Source organism: Actinomadura sp. 3N508 (genome assembly GCF_044326375.1).
Lineage (GTDB): Bacteria > Actinomycetota > Actinomycetes > Streptosporangiales > Streptosporangiaceae > Spirillospora.
Map to the genome: position 1 here is coordinate 523,488 of NZ_JBIRAX010000004.1, position 17,048 is coordinate 540,535.

Sequence of the window (17,048 nt, forward strand, 5' to 3'; positions counted from 1 at the left end):
GCGCCAGGGGTCCCCTCGGCGGTCCTGGCCATTGCGGCCTCCAATGTCACGGTCGGCTTGTGAAGACATTCACAAGCTACCTGATGATCGTGCCCGGCACCAAGGAGAACCAGGGGAAGAATGGGGAAATTTCCGGTTCCGACAAAGAATGTCCCCGGTGACGCTGTGAAACACGCCACTCCTTCCCGATTTATCGGACAGAGAGGGACAAACCACGCATGACCAACGTCACAGCCCACTCTCCCGGAGAGCCGTCGCGCGGCGGGACGAAAGGCGCGTTCCACTCCCCGCGAAGCCTTATCGTTGGGGCGGACGAGGAAGGGGGCGCCGGCGGCGGGACGCGGGGTGCCGGGAAGCGACGCCGAGATGACGGCGATCCGGCTGCGCGCGGCGTACGATCTCGCCCGGGAGCGATTCGATGATGAGCAGAGACCGGCGTCCGATCACGGCCGCGGCGGGCGCGCTCGCCCTCGCCGGGACCGTGGGCGGCTGCGGGCTGATAGGCCAGCCCCAGAACAAGAGCGCCGAACTGTCGGAATGGTTCACGGTGACCAGCCCCGTCTTCCGCGATGGGCGCGACTTGCCCCCGAGGTACGGCTGCACGACGTACCCTGGCGGACAGGGCAGGACCCCGCCGCTCCGGTGGTCGGGCACTCCGGCCGAGACCAGGTCGTACGCGATCGTGATGGACGACCCGGACGCGTCCGGCGGCGCCTATGTCCACTGGGTGATCGCGGGCATCGACGGGACGGTGAACGAACTCGTCGAGGGAGCAAGTCTCAACAAGACCGTCGAAGGGTTGACCACGGACAAGAAGGCGGGCTACGCACCGCCGTGCCCGCCCAAGGGAGAACGGCATCGGTACCGGTTCACCATCTACGCGCTCGACGATCCGGCACCGTTCCAGAACGGCGCGGCATTGAAGGACTCACTGCCCGCCATCGCCGAACACACGGTGGGACGCGGACGGATCACCGGGAACTTCGGCGGTTGACAGGCGCGTTGACCGTGGAGCCTGAGGGCACCGAGGTCAGGGCGGACCCCACCGGGGGGCTGGAGCCGACAGGGGTGTACCGAGGGGCCGGACTGGCCGCTCGGCACGCGCCGTGTGAGGGTAAATGTGCGCGAAGGGTGTGACAACGGTCATAGCGGTCGGACAGAATCGGAGTAAGCCGCGCCGGCGGGCTCTCGAGGACGTCCGGCAACCGGCGACGGCCGGTGCGGACCCGAGGTCCGCGCCGGGGACTCTCGCCGGGCCAAGGCATTGGGTGGTGGCATGACTTCTTACATCGTGGTCTTCGGCCTCATTGTGGTCGTGGTCCTGGTGGTCGTCCTCGTGGCCCTGGGCCTGCGGGCCAGCAGGGCGGGACGCGACGACGACGACTGGATGGACGACGAGCCGCAGCAGCCGCGGGGCCGCCGTGGAGTCCAGCCGCAGGACGAGATGAGCGCCCCGGACGGCTACGGGTACAACGACGGTTACGAGGCCGGGTACGACAACGGCTACGACCGTCAGGGCAATCCCGAACCCGCCATCGACCGCCGCGTCGCCGGCGGGCCGCTCGCCGCGCCCACCGGCGGCCAGGCCCCGCCTCCGCCCGCTCCGAGCGCCCAGGCGTCGGACGAGATGGAGGACGACGACTACTGGGCGACGATCACCTTCGACAAGCCCAAGTTCCCCTGGCAGCACGACAGCGACGACGCCCGCGGAGGCGTCGACCCGGCCGCCGACCCGCTGAACGCGCAGGGGCCCGCCGAGCAGGCTCCGATGGAGCAGCCGTCCTATGACCAGCCCGGAATGCCCCAGCCGAACCTGACCCAGCCCGTCTCCATGAGCGCCGACGGCCCGATGCTCGGCGGCATGGGCGGCGGCATGGGCAACGGGATGGGCGGCAACGGGATGGGCGGCGGCCAGGGCGGCGGCACCGGCCCCCAGCAGATGCCCGGTTCCGGCGGATACCAGGGCGGCTCCCCGTTCCCCGGGCAGGACCCCGGCTCGACCTCGCTCGACCCGATCCCCGCTGGCATCCCCGGCTCCGGCGGCCCCGGCCCCGGTCCCGGCGGCCTCGCCGGTCCCGGTTCCGGCGGGCCGGGCATGCCGGGCGGTCCCGGCATGCAGCCGCCCTACGGCGGCCAGGAGCCGCAGCCCGCGTACGGGGCGGCCGACCACGGTCCGGGCGAGCCGTCCTACGGCGGGCAGAGCCACGACCCGTACGGCGGAGGCGGCCAGAGCCAGGGCCAGGACCAGTACGGCGGCGGCCACGACTCGGGCTACGGCGACTACGGCTCCGACCCGCTGGGCAACCGCCCCGCCGCGGCCGCGGGCCCGCCGCCCGGTGGCCGCGAGAACGGCTACGACATGGGCCTCGGCTCGTCCACGCCCGGCGGCGGGACGCTCGGCGGCGACCCGCGGGTGTCCGACCCGCTCGGGCTGCCGCTCGGCCGGCCCGACGAGCCGTCCGGCCCGCCCGCTCCCCCGGCCCCGGCCCCGGCCGCGCCCGCGGCGCACACCGGCGGGGGCTCCGGCTCCGACACCGACGGCCACAAGCTCCCGACCGTGGACGAGCTGCTCCAGCGCATCCAGAACGACCGGCAGCGGTCGGCGGGCGGCGCAGGCTCGTCCGACGCGGGCGGCTCCTACGGCGGCGGCTCCCTGAACGACCCGCTCGGCGACCCGCTGAGCACCGGCTCGTTCGGCGCGAGCGGGTCCGGAGGGTCCGGCGGCAACGGCAACACGGGCCCGTGGCCCAAGCCCGGCGGCCAGGGCGGCGGATACGACTCCGGGCTCGGCTCGGGCGTGCCGTCCGGCGCCACCTCGGGGTACGACTCGGGCCTCGGCGCCGCGTCCGGCTACGGGCAGGGCGGCCAGAACGACGGCTACCCGACGGCCCCGGCCTACGGCGACTCCTCCCGCTACGACGACCCGCTGAGCGGCGGCGGGCGCGACGGGTACGGCGCCCTCGGCGGCACGGACAGCGGTTCCGGCGCGCCCCAGAGCGGCGGCGCCGGCGTCTACGGCGACTTCAGCGGCAGCAGCTACAACGGCGGCGGCGACCCGCTCTCCTCGCCCTCGCCGCACGACCCGAACGCCACCCAGGCCTACGACCCCAACGCCACGCAGGCCTACGGGCCGGGCGGCGGCTACTACGGCGGCTCGCAGCAGGGCGGCTACCAGCAGGGCGGCCAGCCGAACGACACCTACGGCACCCGCCAGCCCGCCGACGACTGGGAGAACTACCGCCGCTGACCCGGGCACCGAACGAAACACACGAGGGCCGCCGGATCCGTCCGGCGGCCCTCGTCGTGTTCCCGGGTGAAGCCTCGCCGATACTGGTTACATACGTAGAGTGACTACAAAGCCACTCAGTGTCTCATTCTTGCGGCACGATCTCCTCTCGTCGTTCGTCGTGTTCCTGGTCGCGATCCCGCTGTCGCTGGGCATCGCGGTCGCGTCCGGCGCCCCGGTCGCCGCCGGGCTGATCGCCGCCGTCGTCGGCGGGATCGTCGCCGGGCTGATCGGCGGATCCCCGCTGCAGGTCAGCGGTCCCGCCGCCGGGCTGACCGTGATCGTCGCCGAGCTCGTGCAGACCTACGGCTGGCGCGCCACCTGCACGATCACCCTGCTCGGCGGACTGCTGCAGCTCGCGCTCGGCGCCAGCCGCGTCGCGCGCACCGCGCTCGCGGTGTCCCCCGCCGTCGTGCACGGGATGCTCGCGGGCGTCGGCGCCGTCCTCGTCCTGGCGCAGGTGCACGTGGTGCTCGGCGGCAGCCCGCAGCATTCGGCGATCGACAACCTCCGCGAGCTGCCGGGCCAGCTCGCCGATCCGCGCACGCACCCCGCGCTGCTCGGGGCGCTGACGGTGCTCGTCCTGCTCGTCTGGTCGCGGCTGCCGCGCGACGGATGGCTGCGGCTGGTCCCCGGGCCGCTGCCCGCCATCGCGCTCGCCACCCTCACCGCGTGGTCGCTCGGCTGGAACGCGCAGCGCGTGGAGCTGCCGGAGACGCTCCTCGGCGACTGGCAGGCCCCCGTCCTGCCGGACGGTTCGCTGCCCGCCGTCGTCGGCGCCGTCGTGTCCGTCGGGCTGGTCGCGGCCGTCGAGTCGCTGCTGTGCAGCGTGGCCGTCGACCGCAGGCGCCCCGCCGGGGTCCCGCGCGCCGACCTCGACCGGGACCTGCTCGGGCAGGGCGCGGGCAACGCCGTGTCGGGGTTCCTCGGCGGGCTGCCGATCGCTGGCGTGATCGTCCGGAGCACGGCGAACGTGGACGCCGGTGCCCGCACCCGCGCGTCCGCCGTCCTGCACGGGGTGTGGGTCCTGGTGCTGGCGCTGTCGTGCGGCCCGGTCATCGAGCAGGTGCCGCTGCCCGCGCTCGCCGCGCTGCTGGTCGTGCTCGGCGTCAAGCTGATGGACACCGCCCGCGTCCGTGACCTGCGTCACCATCGCGAGGTGACCGCGTACTACGCCACCTTCGGCGGTGTGGTCGTGCTCGGGCTCGGCGAGGGCGTGCTGGTCGGCATCGGGATCACGGCGGTGCTGGCGCTGCGGCGGCTGACCCGGCTGTCGGTCCGCGTGGAGCATCTCGTCCCGGCGCCGGACGACGGGCCCATGCCGCCCCGCACCCACGTGGTCGTCGAGGGGACGCTGACGTTCCTCGGCGTCCCGAAGGTGACGCGCTTCCTGCAGGACGTCCCGTCAGGCTCCCACGTCGACCTGGACCTCAACGTCGACTTCATGGACCATGCCGCGTTCGACGCCATCCACCAGTGGCGGCTGGCGCACGAACGCCAAGGCGGCAGGGTCGACATCGATGAAGTCCACGAGGCTTGGTATGAAAGAGCTGTGACAGGCGAAATGTCTCAGCCGCGTAAAACGCCCCCTCCGGCCCGGTGGTGGGCTCCCTGGGCGAACCGGCGGCGGCGCTCCGAGGCCGAGCTGGACGCGCCCGAGGTGTCCCCGGCCGCGGTGCTGCTGAACGGCGTCCGCGAGTACCACGGCCGCACCGCCCGCCTCGTCCGGCCGATCATGGCCGAGCTGGCGATGGAGCAGAAACCCCAGCACCTGTTCATCACCTGCGTCGACTCACGCATCGTGCCGAACATCATCACCGCCAGCGGGCCCGGCGACCTGTTCATCAACCGCAACGTCGGCGCCCTCGTCCCGCGGCACGGCTCCCGCACGCCCGACGACTCCGTCGCCGCGACCGTCGAGTACGCCGTCAACGTGCTCGACATCCGGACGATCACCGTCTGCGGCCACTCCAACTGCGGCGCGATGGCCGCGCTCCTCGCCGGCGGCACCGAGGTCGACCATCTGGAGGGCCTGTCCCGCTGGCTCAAGCACGGCAACCACAGCCTCGCCCGCTTCCTCGCCGAGGAGCCGCCCGGCACCGACGAGCCGCCGCTCACCCGCCTCTGCAAGATCAACGTGATGCAGCAGCTCGACAACCTGCTCACCTACCCCTGGCTGCGGGACCGGGTCGCGACCGGCGATATCGAGCTGGTGGGCCTCTACCTGGACCTGCAGACCGCCGAGGTCGCGATGCTGGACCGCGCCGCCGGCACCTTCACCCCGGTCCCGGACGCCCCCGTCCCGGACAAGCCCCCGCACCTGAAGCAGGACATCACCTGAAAACGCAGCGTGGACCGTCCCCCCGCAAGGACGGCCCACGCGTCTCCTGGCGGCCCGGCGCACCGGCCGGCACCCCCGCCGGCCGGAGCCCCGTTCGGCCGGGCCGCAGTCTTCCGGCTCAGCGGCTGAGGAGCTCGCTGTCGTGGCGCGTGTAGTCGCGGACGTACATTCCCGACACCCGGCGCGCCCGCCGCGCGCGGCGGTCGGACGCGGGAAGGAACAGCGCGTCGCGCCGGCTGGCGCGCGAGAAGTCCCACAGGTACACGACACCGGCGAGTCCCCCGGCGAGCACGAGGGCCACGAACACGATGACGATCATCAGCTCTCCTCTCCACGGAACCCAGCACCCGGCTCCGCGTCGTCACCGATCAAGGCGATCAGCTCTTAATTGGACAGTAAGCGCGTTGTTTCATCTCCTCTGTGTCGTGTGACCCGAATCTGTCGGGTCGTATGCCGCTGCGAAGTTGCCTGCACGTCCCGCTCTCGCTGGGCGAATAGGGTGTCTGACAACCGTTGAAGGAGGCTGCGCGTGGCGGACGGACCCGTCTTCGACCCGGACATCGACGATTGGCTCAGACAGCGGCTTCAAGCCCTGGCGGGCGCCGACACGTCCGTCGATGCCTTCCGGACCCATCTCCGTGAGGGCAACGAGCTGACGCTCGGCCGCCTCCCCGACCCACCGGTCCCCGCGGCGGAGCGCGACGTCGTCCTGGAGACCGCAGGCGGCCCCGTGCGCGCCCGCGTGGTCGAGCCCGCGACCCGGCTCACCGACGCCACGATCATGTTCTTCCACGGCGGCGGATGGGCCGCCGGCGACGAGCACACGCACATCCAGTACTCGCGGCGGCTCGCCGTGGAGACCGGCTCGACGGTCGTCGCCGTCGGCTACCGCCTGGCCCCCGAGCACCCGTTCCCGGCGGCCTACGACGACTGCCTGGCCGCTACACTCCACGTGATCGGCGCCACCCCCGGACGCACGGCCGTAGCCGGCGACAGCGCGGGCGGCCAGCTCGCCGCGTCCATCGCCCTCGCCTGCCGCGACCAGGGCGTCCCCCTGGCCGCGCAGCTCCTGCTCTCCCCGGTCACCGACGTCGCGGGCGGCTACGCGGACCCTGAGGTGAACGCGCGCTACCCGTCCCGCACGGACCGGGCGGACGGCTACGGCCTCACCCTCGCGGCCATGGCCTGGTTCGCGGAGCAGTACGTCCCGTCCGGCAACGGCGAGGACTGGCAGGTGTCGCCCCTGCACGCACCCGACCTGACCGGCGTCGCACCGGCGGTCGTCCACACGGCGGGCTTCGACCCGCTACGCGACGAGGGCAACGCCTACGCCGCCGCCCTGCAAGCCGCAGGCGTCCAAGTGATCCACCGCGAGTGGCCGACCCTCAACCACAGCTACTTCGGCTTGGGCGGCATCTCACCAACAGCGGAAAGGGCCGCCCAGCAGGCCGCCTCCGACCTCCGCACCCTGCTGACCACAGCCCAGCCCCCTGCGCCACAAACAGAGGGCGGACGAGTCGGCCTGTAAGCCGGGTTCTGTGCCTGCCGTCCCTTGCGGGGCGGCGGGTGACGGCCATCCATCTCGGGCCGCCGTTGCCGGCGGCCTCCAGCGGTCTACCCGCAGGCTCGGGCGGGCAGCCCTCCGGCACCTGCGCGGAACCTCGCGGCTCCTTCTTGACCTTGCTCCGGGTGGGGTTTACCGAGCCGCCCACGTCACCGTGGGCGCTGGTGAGCTCTTACCTCACCGTTTCACCCTTACCGCCGGCGGACCGGCGGCGGTCTGCTTTCTGTGGCACTGTCCCGCGGGTCGCCCCGGGTCGGCGTTACCGACCACCCTGCCCTGTGGAGCCCGGACTTTCCTCGACGGGGATCGCTCCCCGACGCGGCCGTCCGGCCGGCTCGTCCGCCGTACTTCAAGGTTAGTGGGTGCGTACACCCGCAACGTCACGGGAGAGTCGTCAGGGCCTCGTCGAGGCGGGACTGCGGGAGGGCTTGGTCCGTCATCTCGCCGGAGAGGAAGCGGTCGTAGGCGGCCATGTCCAGGTGGCCGTGGCCGCACAGGGCGGTGAGGATGACCTTGGGTTCGCCGGTCTCGACGCAGCGGCGGGCCTCCTCGACGGCGGCGGCGAGCGCGTGGGTCGGTTCGGGGGCCGGGATGATGCCCTCGGTGCGGGCGAACAGCAGGCCCGCCTCGAAGCATTCGCGCTGCGGCTTCGCCTCGGCCTCGAAGAGGCCCAGCTCGTACATGTGGGAGAGGAGCGGGGCCATGCCGTGGTAGCGGAGGCCGCCCGCGTGGATGGGGTCGGGGACGAAGTCGTGCCCGAGCGTGTGCATCTTGAGCAGCGGGGTCAGGCCCGCGGTGTCGCCGAAGTCGTAGGCGTAGCGGCCGCGGGTGAAGGACGGGCACGCCTCGGGTTCCACGGCGCGGACGACCGGGTCCATGCGTCCGGCCAGCTTCTCGCGGAGGAACGGGAAGAACAGGCCCGCGAAGTTGGAGCCGCCGCCCGTGCAGCCCACGATCAGGTCGGGGACGTCGCCGACGGAGGCGAGCTGTTCGAGGGCCTCCTCGCCGATCACCGTCTGGTGCATCAGGACGTGGTTGAGGACGCTCCCCAGCGCGTACCGGGTGTCCTCGGGCGCGGCGGACTCGACGGCCTCGCTGATCGCGATGCCGAGGGAGCCGGGCGAGTCGGGGTCGTCGGCGAGGATCTTCGCGCCGGACGCGGTGAGCGGTGACGGGCTGGCGTGCACCTTCGCCCCGTACAGCTGCATCATCGAGCGGCGGTACGGCTTCTGGTCGTAGGAGGCGCGGACCATCCAGACCTCGCAGTCGAGCGCGAACTGGGCGCAGGCGAAGGCGAGCGCGCTGCCCCACTGGCCCGCGCCGGTCTCGGTGGTGAGGCGGCGGACGCCCTGCCGCGCGTTGTAGTACGCCTGCGGGACGGCCGTGTTCGGCTTGTGCGACCCGACCGGTGAGACGCCCTCGTACTTGACGTAGATGCGCGCCGGGGTGCCGAGGGCGCGTTCGAGGCGGTGCGCCCGGATGAGCGGCGTGGGGCGCCAGAGCCGGTACACCTCGCGGACGTCCTCGGGGATGTCGACGTACCGTTCGGTGGTGACCTCCTGCTCGATGAGGTCCATGGGGAACAAGGGGGCGAGGTCGGCCGGGCCGAGCGGCTCGCGGGTGGCCGGGTGGAGGGGCGGTGGCGGCGGCGCCGGCAGGTCGGGGACGACGTTGTACCAGCGCCTCGGGAGCCTCGACTCGTCGAGCAGGATCTTCGTGGTCACGGTTCCTCCCCAGGTCACGGTGCTTATCGCGCAGCGTAAGCGGCCGAGGATCAACGGGGGAAGAGCGTTCCGGTCAGGTTTCCGGACGTATGTCAGGTTTCCACGTGGTGGACGTCGTTGAACGTGCGGAGCGTCGCGGGGCCGTCGGCGTACCAGTCGATGGACGACAGCGCCGACACGTCCAGGTGCATCCGGTACAGAGCCGTCATGGGCGCGTCCAGGGCGTCCTTCACCAGGAGTTTGATGGGCGTGACGTGCGAGACCACCAGGACGGTCTGCTCGCGGTAGCGGACCTTCAGCTTGTCCAGGGCCGTCCGGACGCGGCGGGCCACGCTCGCGAAGCTCTCCCCGCCCGGCGGCGCGACCTCCGGGTCGGCGAGCCACGCCTTCAGCTCGTCGGGCCACGCCTTGCCGACCTCGGCGAACGTGAGGCCCTCCCATTCACCGAAGTCGGTCTCGCGGAAGCCGTTCTCGACACGGACGTCCAGCCCGGTGACGACGGCGACCTCGGCGGCGGTGTCGCGGCAGCGGGACAGCGGGGAGGTGACGATCGCGTCGAGCCCGCGGTCCTTGAGCGCGAGGGCGGCGGCGCGGGCCTGGGCGACGCCGTTCGCGGTGAGGGGGATGTCGCCCGTCCCCGCGAAGCGTTTCTCCGTCGACAGCGGCGTCTCGCCGTGCCGGAGCAGGATCGTGGTCGTCGGGGTGCCCGACGGCGGCGTCCACGAGGGCGCGGGGGACGGCGGCGGCTCCGGCTCCCCCGGCGTCTCCTCGACCTTGCGGACCCAGTGCTCGCCGCGGGCGGCGGCGTCCATGGCCTCGTTGGCGAGCCGGTCGGCGTGCGCGTTGCGGTTGCGCGGGATCCAGCCGTAGGACACCGAGCCGAGGCCGGACGCCGCGTCCCGCGCCTGGAGCGCGAGCGGCACCATGTCCGGGTGCTTGATCTTCCAGCGGCCCGACATCTGCTCCACGACGAGCTTGGAGTCCATCCGGACCTCGACGCGGGCGGACGGGTCGATCTGCGCGGCGGCCGTCAGCCCGGCGATCAGCCCCCGGTACTCGGCGACGTTGTTGGTGGCGTGCCCGATCGACTCGGCGACCTCGGCGAGGACCTCCCCGGTGAGCGCGTCGCGGACCAGGGCCCCGTATCCGGCCGGGCCGGGGTTCCCGCGCGACCCGCCGTCCGCCTCGACGACCAGTTTGCGCCCGCTCCTGTCATTGTGGGGGGACGACCCCCCACGCCCCCCGGCAACCGCGTTCACAGGCCCGATTCCGGAGTGCGGATGAGGATGCGGCGGCATTCCTCGCAGCGGACCACCTCGTCCTCGGCGGACGTCCGGATGCGGTTCAGGTCGACGGTGTTGAGCGCCAGATGGCAGCCCTGGCAGGCGCCCCGGAACAGCTTCGCCGCGCCGACGCCGCCGAACTGGCCGCGCAGCTTCTCGTAGAGGGCGAGCAGGTCGTCCGGGACGTCCTTGGCGACGGCGGTGCGCGCGGCGCTGGTCGTCCCGGCCTCCTCGTCGATCTCCCGCAGGGACGCGTCGCGGCGCTCGGTGAGCCCGGACAGCTCGTCCTGCGCGGCGGTCTGGTCGGCGCGGAGCGCGGTGACCCTCCCCTCCGCCTCCTCCGTCCGCTCCATGATCTCCAGCACGACCTCCTCCAGGTCGGACTGGCGGCGCTGCAGCGACTCGATCTCGGTCTGCAGGGTGCCGAGGTCCTTGACGGAGGACACCTGCCCGGAGTCGAGGCGCTTCTGGTCCCGGTCGGCGCGGGTGCGGACCTGGTCGACGTCCTGCTCGGCCTTCTTCTGCTCCCGCTCCAGGTCGCCGACCTCCGTCTCGGCCGTCACGATCGCGTCGCGCAGCTCGGTCAGCCTGCTCTCCAGGCGCTCGATCTCCGCCAGCTCGGGCAGCGTCCGGCGGCGGTGCGCGAGCCGGTCCAGCGAGCTGTCGAGATCTTGCAGGTCGAGCAGTCGAAGCTGGGCTTGCGGTGCGGCTTTCACATTGCTCCTTCGTCGTGGAGGCGCCACGCGTCGGTGACGAGCGTGGACACCCGGGTCTCCAACTTGCCGGCTTCCGGGGAGGACGCGGTCAGGCGCCGTTCGGCGTCGGCGAGCCAGGGCCATTCCGTCGCCCAGTGCGCGGCGTCGACCAGCGCGGGTCCGCCGTGCTCGGCGAACTCCGACGCCGGGTGGTGGCGCAGGTCGGCGGTGAGGTAGACGTCGACACCGGCGGCCCGCGCGGTGTCGAGCAGCGAGTCGCCCGCGCCCCCGCACACGGCGACGGTGCGGACGGGGCGGTCCGGGTCGCCCGCCGCGCGGACGCCCCAGGCCGTGGACGGCAGCCCGGCGGCCACCCGTCCGGTGAACTCCCGCAGCGTGACGGGGGCGTCCAGGTCTCCGATGCGGCCGAGGCCGCGGCCGGGATCGTCGGTGGCGGGGACCATCGGACGCAGCGCTCCGGCGAGGCCGACCGCCCGCGCCAGCGCGTCCGACACGCCGGGGTCGGCGCGGTCGGCGTTGGTGTGCGCGGTGTGCAGCGCCACCCCGTTCGTGATCATCCGGTGGACGAGCCGTCCCTTCGGCGTGGTCGCCGCCACCGAGTGCACGCCGCGCAGCAGCAGCGGATGGTGCGTGACGATCAGATCGGCGTTCCATTCGAGCGCCTCGTCGAGCACCGCGGCCACCGGATCGACGGCGAACAGGACCCTTCCGACCTCCTGGTCGGGATCGCCGCAGACGAGCCCGACGGCGTCCCACGGCTCGGCCCACGCCGGCGGATACAGATCCTCGAGAACCGCGATGACATGGGAAAGGCGCACGTCCCGCAGGCTACCGCGCCGAGCCCCCGCCAACGAGCGTCACTCGTGGGTGCCGGGGTCTGAAACGATGGGCGGGGGCACCCTGACAGAGAGGAGCACGCCATGTCGGCGTCCGGCGCCGCCGCGGAACCGGAGCCCGCAGAGCCCACCGCAGAACGTCCGTACATGCCCGGCTACGGCATCCAAGGGCCGGACCAGGGCAGCGGCCTGCTCCCGTGGTCCTGGGCAGTGGAACGGCTGATGGCCGCGCGCAACTTCTGGCTGTGCACCGTCCGTCCGGACGGGCGCCCGCACGCCATGCCGGTGTGGGGTGCCTGGTCGGGTGAGGCGCTGCTGTTCAGCAGCGCCGTCCCGTCCCGCAAGATGATCAATCTGCGCGCGAACCCACGGGTGACGGTCACGACTGAGGAGGCGGAGAACCCCGTCGTCATCGAAGGGGTCGCGGAGGTGCTCACCGAGAAGAGGGACCTGCAGCGCTTCATCGACCTGGTCAATTCCAAGTACGCCACCAGATATCGTGTGGACTTCCTGGACCCAGAGGTGAACGCGACCGTCGCGGTGCGGCCACAGCAGGTGTTCGGGCTCCGCCAGGGAGACTTCACCGGATCTCCCACCCGGTGGTCGTTCACGACCTGACCGTCCGCCGGGATCATTCTGGAGACTCACCGCGTTGGAGAGTGTGTGAAGCCACCCTTTCGCCGCCGCAAGCGCGTCAAAGGCCGCGCCATGGGCAACCGCCCCGAGCCGGCCGAGCAGGAGATCGTCGAGTGGCCCCGGGACGGCACCGGCAAGTCGTCCATGATGGGCGCCATCCGCGGTGACGGCAAGACCGGCGCGGGCTTCGGCGGCGGCATGTTCGAGGACCTCGCCTCCGTGTTCGAGGGCTCGAAGAAGATCAAGGTCGAGGAGCAGGAGCGGCAGCGGCTGCTCCGCAAGGACGACCACGAGCAGACGGGGTCGGGCAGCTCCCGCGACGACCTGGCCACCGGCAAGATCCGCATCCGCCGCACCCCGCCGCCCGACTGAAACTCGTCTCGAACATTTGTTCGAGTCCGGGTTATCCTGCCGTTGTGAGCACCTACGTTCCGCCCGGCTGGCCCTCGCAGGTGCACCCACCGGGCTCAGACCGATTCGAGGACACCGCGCTGGCCTGGCTGCTCGAGCTCGTCCCGCCCGAGTACCGCCGCTACGGCGTCCTTCGCCGCTACCCCATCGCCCTCGCCCGCATGGCCCGTCACCACGTCGGCGCGTCCGTCGAGGCGGCCCGGGAGGGCTTCCGCAGCGCCCGGGTCGATCTCGGCGAGATCGTCCCGCCGCACGGCATCGAGTCCGTCCTGGACACCTACCGCCGCGAGGGCGCCCGCCTCGTCGCCCTGCTCCAGGGCATCGAGCTCGTCGAGACGGCCCTGCGCGGCCTCGCCGAACCGGACGACCCCGCCCACCGCCGCCCCTTCACTCCAAAGCTGTGACCGTCCCGTTGACGCTGAGTCGCGGCGTGCGCAAGCCTTGACCCCGACGTTTGACGGGAGGCGGGTCCGGTGAGCGCATCACCTGGGTGGTACCCAGATCCGGAGCTGATGGGCCGCGAACGCTACTGGGACGGACAGACCTGGACAGACCAGTCCCGCCGCTACGAGCCCCGCTCCCGCCACCGTCGCCGCAGCACGTCGCCCCCTCCCCCACCCCCGGACCGCCCGTTCGCCCACGCCGACCCCACTCCGCCGCTCCCCGCCCCGACCGGCCCGACCGGCCCGAGCGCGCCCGAGCCTCCCCTACCTCGGTCCGTACCGCGCCCGTCCGCCCCGCCGAACCAGAGCGCCCCGCCCTCCGCGCGTCCTGAGTCCACGTCTGGCCAAGCCACCGCGCCCACTCAGCCAGCACCGCCAATTCCATTCACGCCGCCCCAAGCCCCACCGGCCCAAGCCACACCACCGCCTCAGGCCGCGCCGCCACCTCAGACCACGCCATCGGCCCCGACCACGCCGCCGCCTTATGCCGCGCCGCCACCACGAGCCGCGGAAGCGCATCCCGCGCCGCCGTCTCCGCTCGTGCCGCGTCAGCCCGAGGGGCCGCCTCCTCAGGTCGCGTCATCGCAGCTCGCGCCGCCTCATGGTGCGGCGAGCGGGGTTGGGGCGTATGGGAGTGCGGCACTGCAACCGGTGCCGGGGCAGGCGGTGGTCAATCAGGCCGTACCCGGGGCGGTGCCTCAGGGGCCGCGGTATCTGCCGCCGGGGCGGGCGCAGGTGTTGGACGTGCCGAAGCGCGGGCGGCTAGGGGTCGGCGTCGCGGTCGGGCTGGTCGTGGGCTTGGAGGCCGTTGTCGTATTGGCCGTTGCGGTTGGGATGTATGTCGTGTGGCCGGTGTGGGGTGGGGTTGTACCTGTTGTCTTGTGGACGGTTTCGTTGCTCGCTGCCCTGGGCGCGCCGAAGGCGTACGGGTATCGGGAGCCGGCCGCGGAGGAGCAGGGGCGGCTGGAGCAGCCGTGGCGGGACGTCCAGCGGCGCGCGGGGGTCGACGCGTACCGGCTGGTCGTCATCGAGTCGGACGGGTTGAACGCGTGCACGCCGTTCGGGCGGACGGTCGCCGTCGCGTCCCATGCGGCGCGGTCGCTGCCTCCCGTCCGGCTGGAGGCCGTCCTCGCCCATGAACTGGGGCATGCGCTCGGCCTGCGGGCCGGGGCGGCGTTCGTGCGGGCGCAGGTGGCGGTGCCGAGCCGGGCGTTGGCGTGGGTGTTGCGCACACCGTGGTCCATGGTCGTCTCCATGTGGAAACGGGCGGTCGAGTGGCACCGTCCGATCGGGTTCCTCCTGGCGTTCTTCCTGGCCATCGCCGCGACGGTGATCACGATCGTGGTGGCGCTGCCCGCCGGGGTCGCGTATGCGGCGGCGTCGTCCGGGCGGCTGCTCGCCGGGTGGTCGGAGGCGCGGGCGGACGCGGCGGCGGTCCGGCTTGGGGTGGGCGCCGATCTGCTGGCAGCGGTGGAGCATCGGATCGAAGGCGCGGAGACGATGCCGCTGGCGCTCGTCCGGCGGGCGCAGGGGCTGCGGCGGCGGCTCGGCTGAGCGGTCGCGGTCAGCCCTTGCCGCCGAAGAGGGGCGGCGGGCCGTCTCCGGGGCGATGCGGCATGGGCTCCGGAGTGCGGGGGCCGGTCTGGTGGCCGGGCGGTGGTCCCGGGTCGGTGGAGAGCGGTGCGCGCGGCGGGGGTGGCGCGGGCTGGGCGGCCCACTGCGGCGCCGCCTGGACGGCCCACGGCGCGGGCTGATCGGCCGCCGGGGCCGCGATGGCGGGCTGCTGCGGGACGGGCGGCGGCTCCGGAAGGGGCCCGGTGGTGACGCGGTCCAGCGTGATGATGGACGGGTCGCATTCGACGGGCGTGAGGGTGCGTCCCCCGCCGGGCGCCGACTCGACCAGCAGCAGGGCGTGGTCCGGAAGGTGCTGGAGGGTGACGGGCTCGACGGCGTACTCGTAGACGCGCTGAGTGGTGTCGGCGTCGCTCCAGTTGGTGCCCGCCGCGTACGCGTAGGCGGCGGACCAGTTCCGGGACGTCGAGGTGGCGGTCCCCTCGGTGTCACTGCTGCTGGTGGAGCCGCCCCGGTTGCTACCGCGCTGCCGGGACGTCGAGCGGTCGGGGAACAGCCCGAACATCTCGCCGCCCGAGTAGCTGGTGCCGGACGACCGGCTCGTCCCCCAGTTGCGGGACGTGCCCGTCGTGCGGCTGGTGCTCAGCGTCTCGGAGTCGCCCTCGCCCTCGGTGCCGGTGGATGTGTGCGACTCGTTCCCGCCGATGTTCTTGGTGATCTGCGACAGGACGAAGCGGTGCTCGCGCCCGATGAAGTCGGCGGCGCGGGTCGCGTCCTCGTGGTTGCCGAGCCGCATGAACGCGACGGCGCCGCCGCCGATCATCTCCGCGGACGTCTCGCGCAGCCGCCGGAACAGCAGGGTCAGCGGGACGCCGCGCCGCTCGCACGCGTCCGACAGCCGTTCCAGGTGGCGGCGGGCCAGCTCGTCCGCGCCGGCGACGACGAGGGCGGGCGTCGAGTCCCGCGAGGCGGTGATGCGGTGCGTGACCCACTGCACGATCAGGTCGGTGAGCAGCTCGGACCGGACGTTGCGGGCCTGGCTGTCCAGCGCGATGCAGGTCAGGTACCCGGGGCCGGTCTTGGCCGGCTGGGTGCCGAGGCTTTCCAGCGGGTGCACGTAGGACTCGATCCGCGACAGGTTCGCGTGGGCTTGGCGGCGGTACTCCACGGTGAACAGCTCGCTCGCGATCCGCCGCCGTTCGTCGCGGGTCAGCGCGTCCCCGTCGTCGGGCTCACCCATCAGCGCGCGGAGCGCGGCGGCGATCCGGGCGAGGGTGACGTCGTCGCCGAGGGCGTCGCAGACCTTGGTCAGGATCCGGTCGTCCATGCTGCGTTCGGCGCGGGCGGCGTCGGGCGTGCCGCCGTGCATGGACTCAACGATCGCGTCCACCAGATCCTGCGGCGACAGGTCGGTCATGATGCTGGACGACGCCTGGCGGCTCGGCAGCTGCTGGGCGTCCACGCCCATCCAGGCCTCCTGCGACAGCTCGATCAGCTCCCGGCAGACGACCTCCCGGGACAGGTCGAGCACCAGCAGCGGCTGGACGGCGAGGGTGGACGTCCCGTAGGTGGTGAGCAGCGCCTCCCAGGCCCAGAGCGTCCCGCCGAACACGTCGAGCCGGTGGGCGGGACGCCTGGCCGCGCCCCATTCGGGCAGGCCGTCCAGCCGCGCGCGTTCGGCGGACTCGTGCGCCTGCTTGCGGGCCTGCCACTGGCGGGCCTGGTCGTGGTAGCCGGTCGCGTTCTGGCGCTGGGCCAGCTCGTGGGCCTCGCGGGCGCCCTGCCGCTGCCGCGCGGCCCACGCCGTCAGGACCACGCCCGGCGCCGCGGCCATGGCGGCGAACAGAAGCATCGCGAGCGGGACGGTGTTCGGGACCGACGTCGCGGCGGCCCCGCAGCCGGCGAACAACGCCAGGATCGCGGCGATGCCGAGGCTCATCGGGAGCGTCCGGCTCCGGTGGCGCCGCGCGAGCCGCTCGGTCTCCGCGACGCGGCGGGCCAGGTACTCCGGCAGCGCCCGCCGCTGCGGCGGGACCTCGGCGAACGGCCGCAGGAACCACCAGCGGTCCCGGAACACCCAGCCGAGGCGGGGTTCGGGACTGAAGAGTCGCTCGACGCGCGTCCGCAGCCCTCCGTGATCGACGGGTTCGCCCCTCACGACGCTGAACTCCCGTTCTGCTCGGGTGCCGGGTCGATCGTCACGCGGCTGCGGGGTCATGCGCGGCGATGCGCAAAC

Annotated in this window: 13 protein-coding genes, 1 other RNA gene and 2 pseudogenes; 9 read left to right on the forward strand and 7 right to left on the reverse strand. The window is 72.9% G+C overall.

The genetic code is table 11. The features are described 5' to 3' along the window. Positions 1–418 precede the first annotated feature (418 nt). The 3 genes from ACH34S_RS17905 (at position 419) to ACH34S_RS17915 (ending at position 5,627) form a co-directional block, all read left to right on the forward strand. Positions 419–994 carry a YbhB/YbcL family Raf kinase inhibitor-like protein gene (locus tag ACH34S_RS17905; RefSeq protein WP_395953782.1) on the forward strand — a complete coding sequence of 192 codons (576 nt, stop codon included), beginning with the start codon at positions 419–421 and terminating at the stop codon, positions 992–994. Between the two features lie 282 nt (positions 995–1,276). Further along, positions 1,277–3,247, forward strand: coding sequence for a hypothetical protein (locus tag ACH34S_RS17910; RefSeq protein ID WP_395953783.1), 1,971 nt, complete (start codon positions 1,277–1,279; stop codon positions 3,245–3,247). 130 nt (positions 3,248–3,377) lie between these two features. Further along, positions 3,378–5,627 carry a SulP family inorganic anion transporter gene (locus ACH34S_RS17915; protein WP_395953784.1) on the forward strand — a complete coding sequence of 750 codons (2,250 nt, stop codon included), beginning with the start codon at positions 3,378–3,380 and terminating at the stop codon, positions 5,625–5,627. Positions 5,628–5,745: 118 nt separating this feature from the next. On the opposite strand, the gene ACH34S_RS17920 is transcribed toward ACH34S_RS17915, so the two are convergent. Then, the gene (locus tag ACH34S_RS17920) at positions 5,746–5,946 is read right to left on the reverse strand and encodes a hypothetical protein (RefSeq protein ID WP_395953785.1); all 201 of its coding nucleotides are present in this window, start codon (positions 5,944–5,946) and stop codon (positions 5,746–5,748) included. A gap of 462 nt (positions 5,947–6,408) precedes the next feature. On the opposite strand from ACH34S_RS17920, the pseudogene ACH34S_RS17925 reads away from it, so the two are divergent. Further along, positions 6,409–7,017: pseudogene (locus ACH34S_RS17925) on the forward strand (alpha/beta hydrolase); the annotation flags it as partial. Positions 7,018–7,136: 119 nt separating this feature from the next. On the opposite strand, the gene rnpB reads toward ACH34S_RS17925, so the two are convergent. The 5 genes from rnpB to ACH34S_RS17950 form a co-directional block, all read right to left on the reverse strand. Next, an RNA gene (rnpB, locus tag ACH34S_RS17930) (RNase P RNA component class A) lies at positions 7,137–7,529 on the reverse strand. Between the two features lie 42 nt (positions 7,530–7,571). Then, positions 7,572–8,915, reverse strand: a complete 1,344-nt coding sequence (locus ACH34S_RS17935; protein ID WP_395953786.1) for a TrpB-like pyridoxal phosphate-dependent enzyme — start codon at positions 8,913–8,915, stop codon at positions 7,572–7,574. Between the two features lie 92 nt (positions 8,916–9,007). Further along, positions 9,008–10,174, reverse strand: a complete 1,167-nt coding sequence (locus ACH34S_RS17940) for a bifunctional RNase H/acid phosphatase (protein ID WP_395953787.1) — start codon at positions 10,172–10,174, stop codon at positions 9,008–9,010. After that, positions 10,171–10,914, reverse strand: a complete 744-nt coding sequence (locus ACH34S_RS17945) for a zinc ribbon domain-containing protein (RefSeq protein WP_395953788.1) — start codon at positions 10,912–10,914, stop codon at positions 10,171–10,173. The genes ACH34S_RS17940 and ACH34S_RS17945 overlap by 4 nt, the downstream gene beginning before the upstream one ends. After that, positions 10,911–11,732, reverse strand: a complete 822-nt coding sequence (locus ACH34S_RS17950; RefSeq protein ID WP_395953789.1) for a Nif3-like dinuclear metal center hexameric protein — start codon at positions 11,730–11,732, stop codon at positions 10,911–10,913. Before ACH34S_RS17950 ends, ACH34S_RS17945 begins: the two co-directional genes overlap by 4 nt. Before the next feature lie 102 nt (positions 11,733–11,834). Here ACH34S_RS17950 and ACH34S_RS17955 point away from each other — a divergent pair, with 102 nt between their 5' ends. From ACH34S_RS17955 to ACH34S_RS17975, 5 genes and pseudogenes are all read left to right on the forward strand, one after another. Next, complete coding sequence (locus tag ACH34S_RS17955) at positions 11,835–12,368, forward strand: pyridoxamine 5'-phosphate oxidase family protein (RefSeq protein ID WP_395953790.1); 534 nt, start codon at positions 11,835–11,837, stop codon at positions 12,366–12,368. A 45-nt stretch (positions 12,369–12,413) separates the two neighbouring features. After that, a complete protein-coding gene (locus ACH34S_RS17960; protein WP_395953791.1) occupies positions 12,414–12,758 on the forward strand; it encodes a DUF6191 domain-containing protein in 345 nt (114 codons plus the stop codon). A gap of 44 nt (positions 12,759–12,802) precedes the next feature. Continuing rightward, positions 12,803–13,201: a hypothetical protein gene (locus ACH34S_RS17965; RefSeq protein ID WP_395953792.1), complete on the forward strand. Its 399-nt coding sequence runs from the start codon at positions 12,803–12,805 to the stop codon at positions 13,199–13,201. 69 nt (positions 13,202–13,270) lie between these two features. After that, positions 13,271–13,363: pseudogene (locus tag ACH34S_RS17970) on the forward strand (DUF2510 domain-containing protein); the annotation flags it as partial. A 771-nt stretch (positions 13,364–14,134) separates the two neighbouring features. After that, the gene (locus ACH34S_RS17975; protein WP_395953978.1) at positions 14,135–14,794 is read left to right on the forward strand and encodes a M48 family metalloprotease; all 660 of its coding nucleotides are present in this window, start codon (positions 14,135–14,137) and stop codon (positions 14,792–14,794) included. A 10-nt stretch (positions 14,795–14,804) separates the two neighbouring features. On the opposite strand, the gene ACH34S_RS17980 is transcribed toward ACH34S_RS17975, so the two are convergent. Continuing rightward, complete coding sequence (locus tag ACH34S_RS17980; RefSeq protein ID WP_395953793.1) at positions 14,805–16,970, reverse strand: hypothetical protein; 2,166 nt, start codon at positions 16,968–16,970, stop codon at positions 14,805–14,807. Positions 16,971–17,048 lie beyond the last annotated feature (78 nt).

Bases quoted from the DNA above. Each gene is read 5' to 3' on its own strand.
- ACH34S_RS17955 (WP_395953790.1), top strand. From the start codon at position 11,835: ATGTCGGCGTCCGGCGCCGCCGCGGAACCGGAGCCCGCAGAGCCCACC.
- ACH34S_RS17910 (WP_395953783.1), top strand. From the start codon at position 1,277: ATGACTTCTTACATCGTGGTCTTCGGCCTCATTGTGGTCGTGGTCCTG.
- ACH34S_RS17905 (WP_395953782.1), top strand. From the start codon at position 419: ATGATGAGCAGAGACCGGCGTCCGATCACGGCCGCGGCGGGCGCGCTC.
- ACH34S_RS17920 (WP_395953785.1), bottom strand. From the start codon at position 5,946: ATGATCGTCATCGTGTTCGTGGCCCTCGTGCTCGCCGGGGGACTCGCC.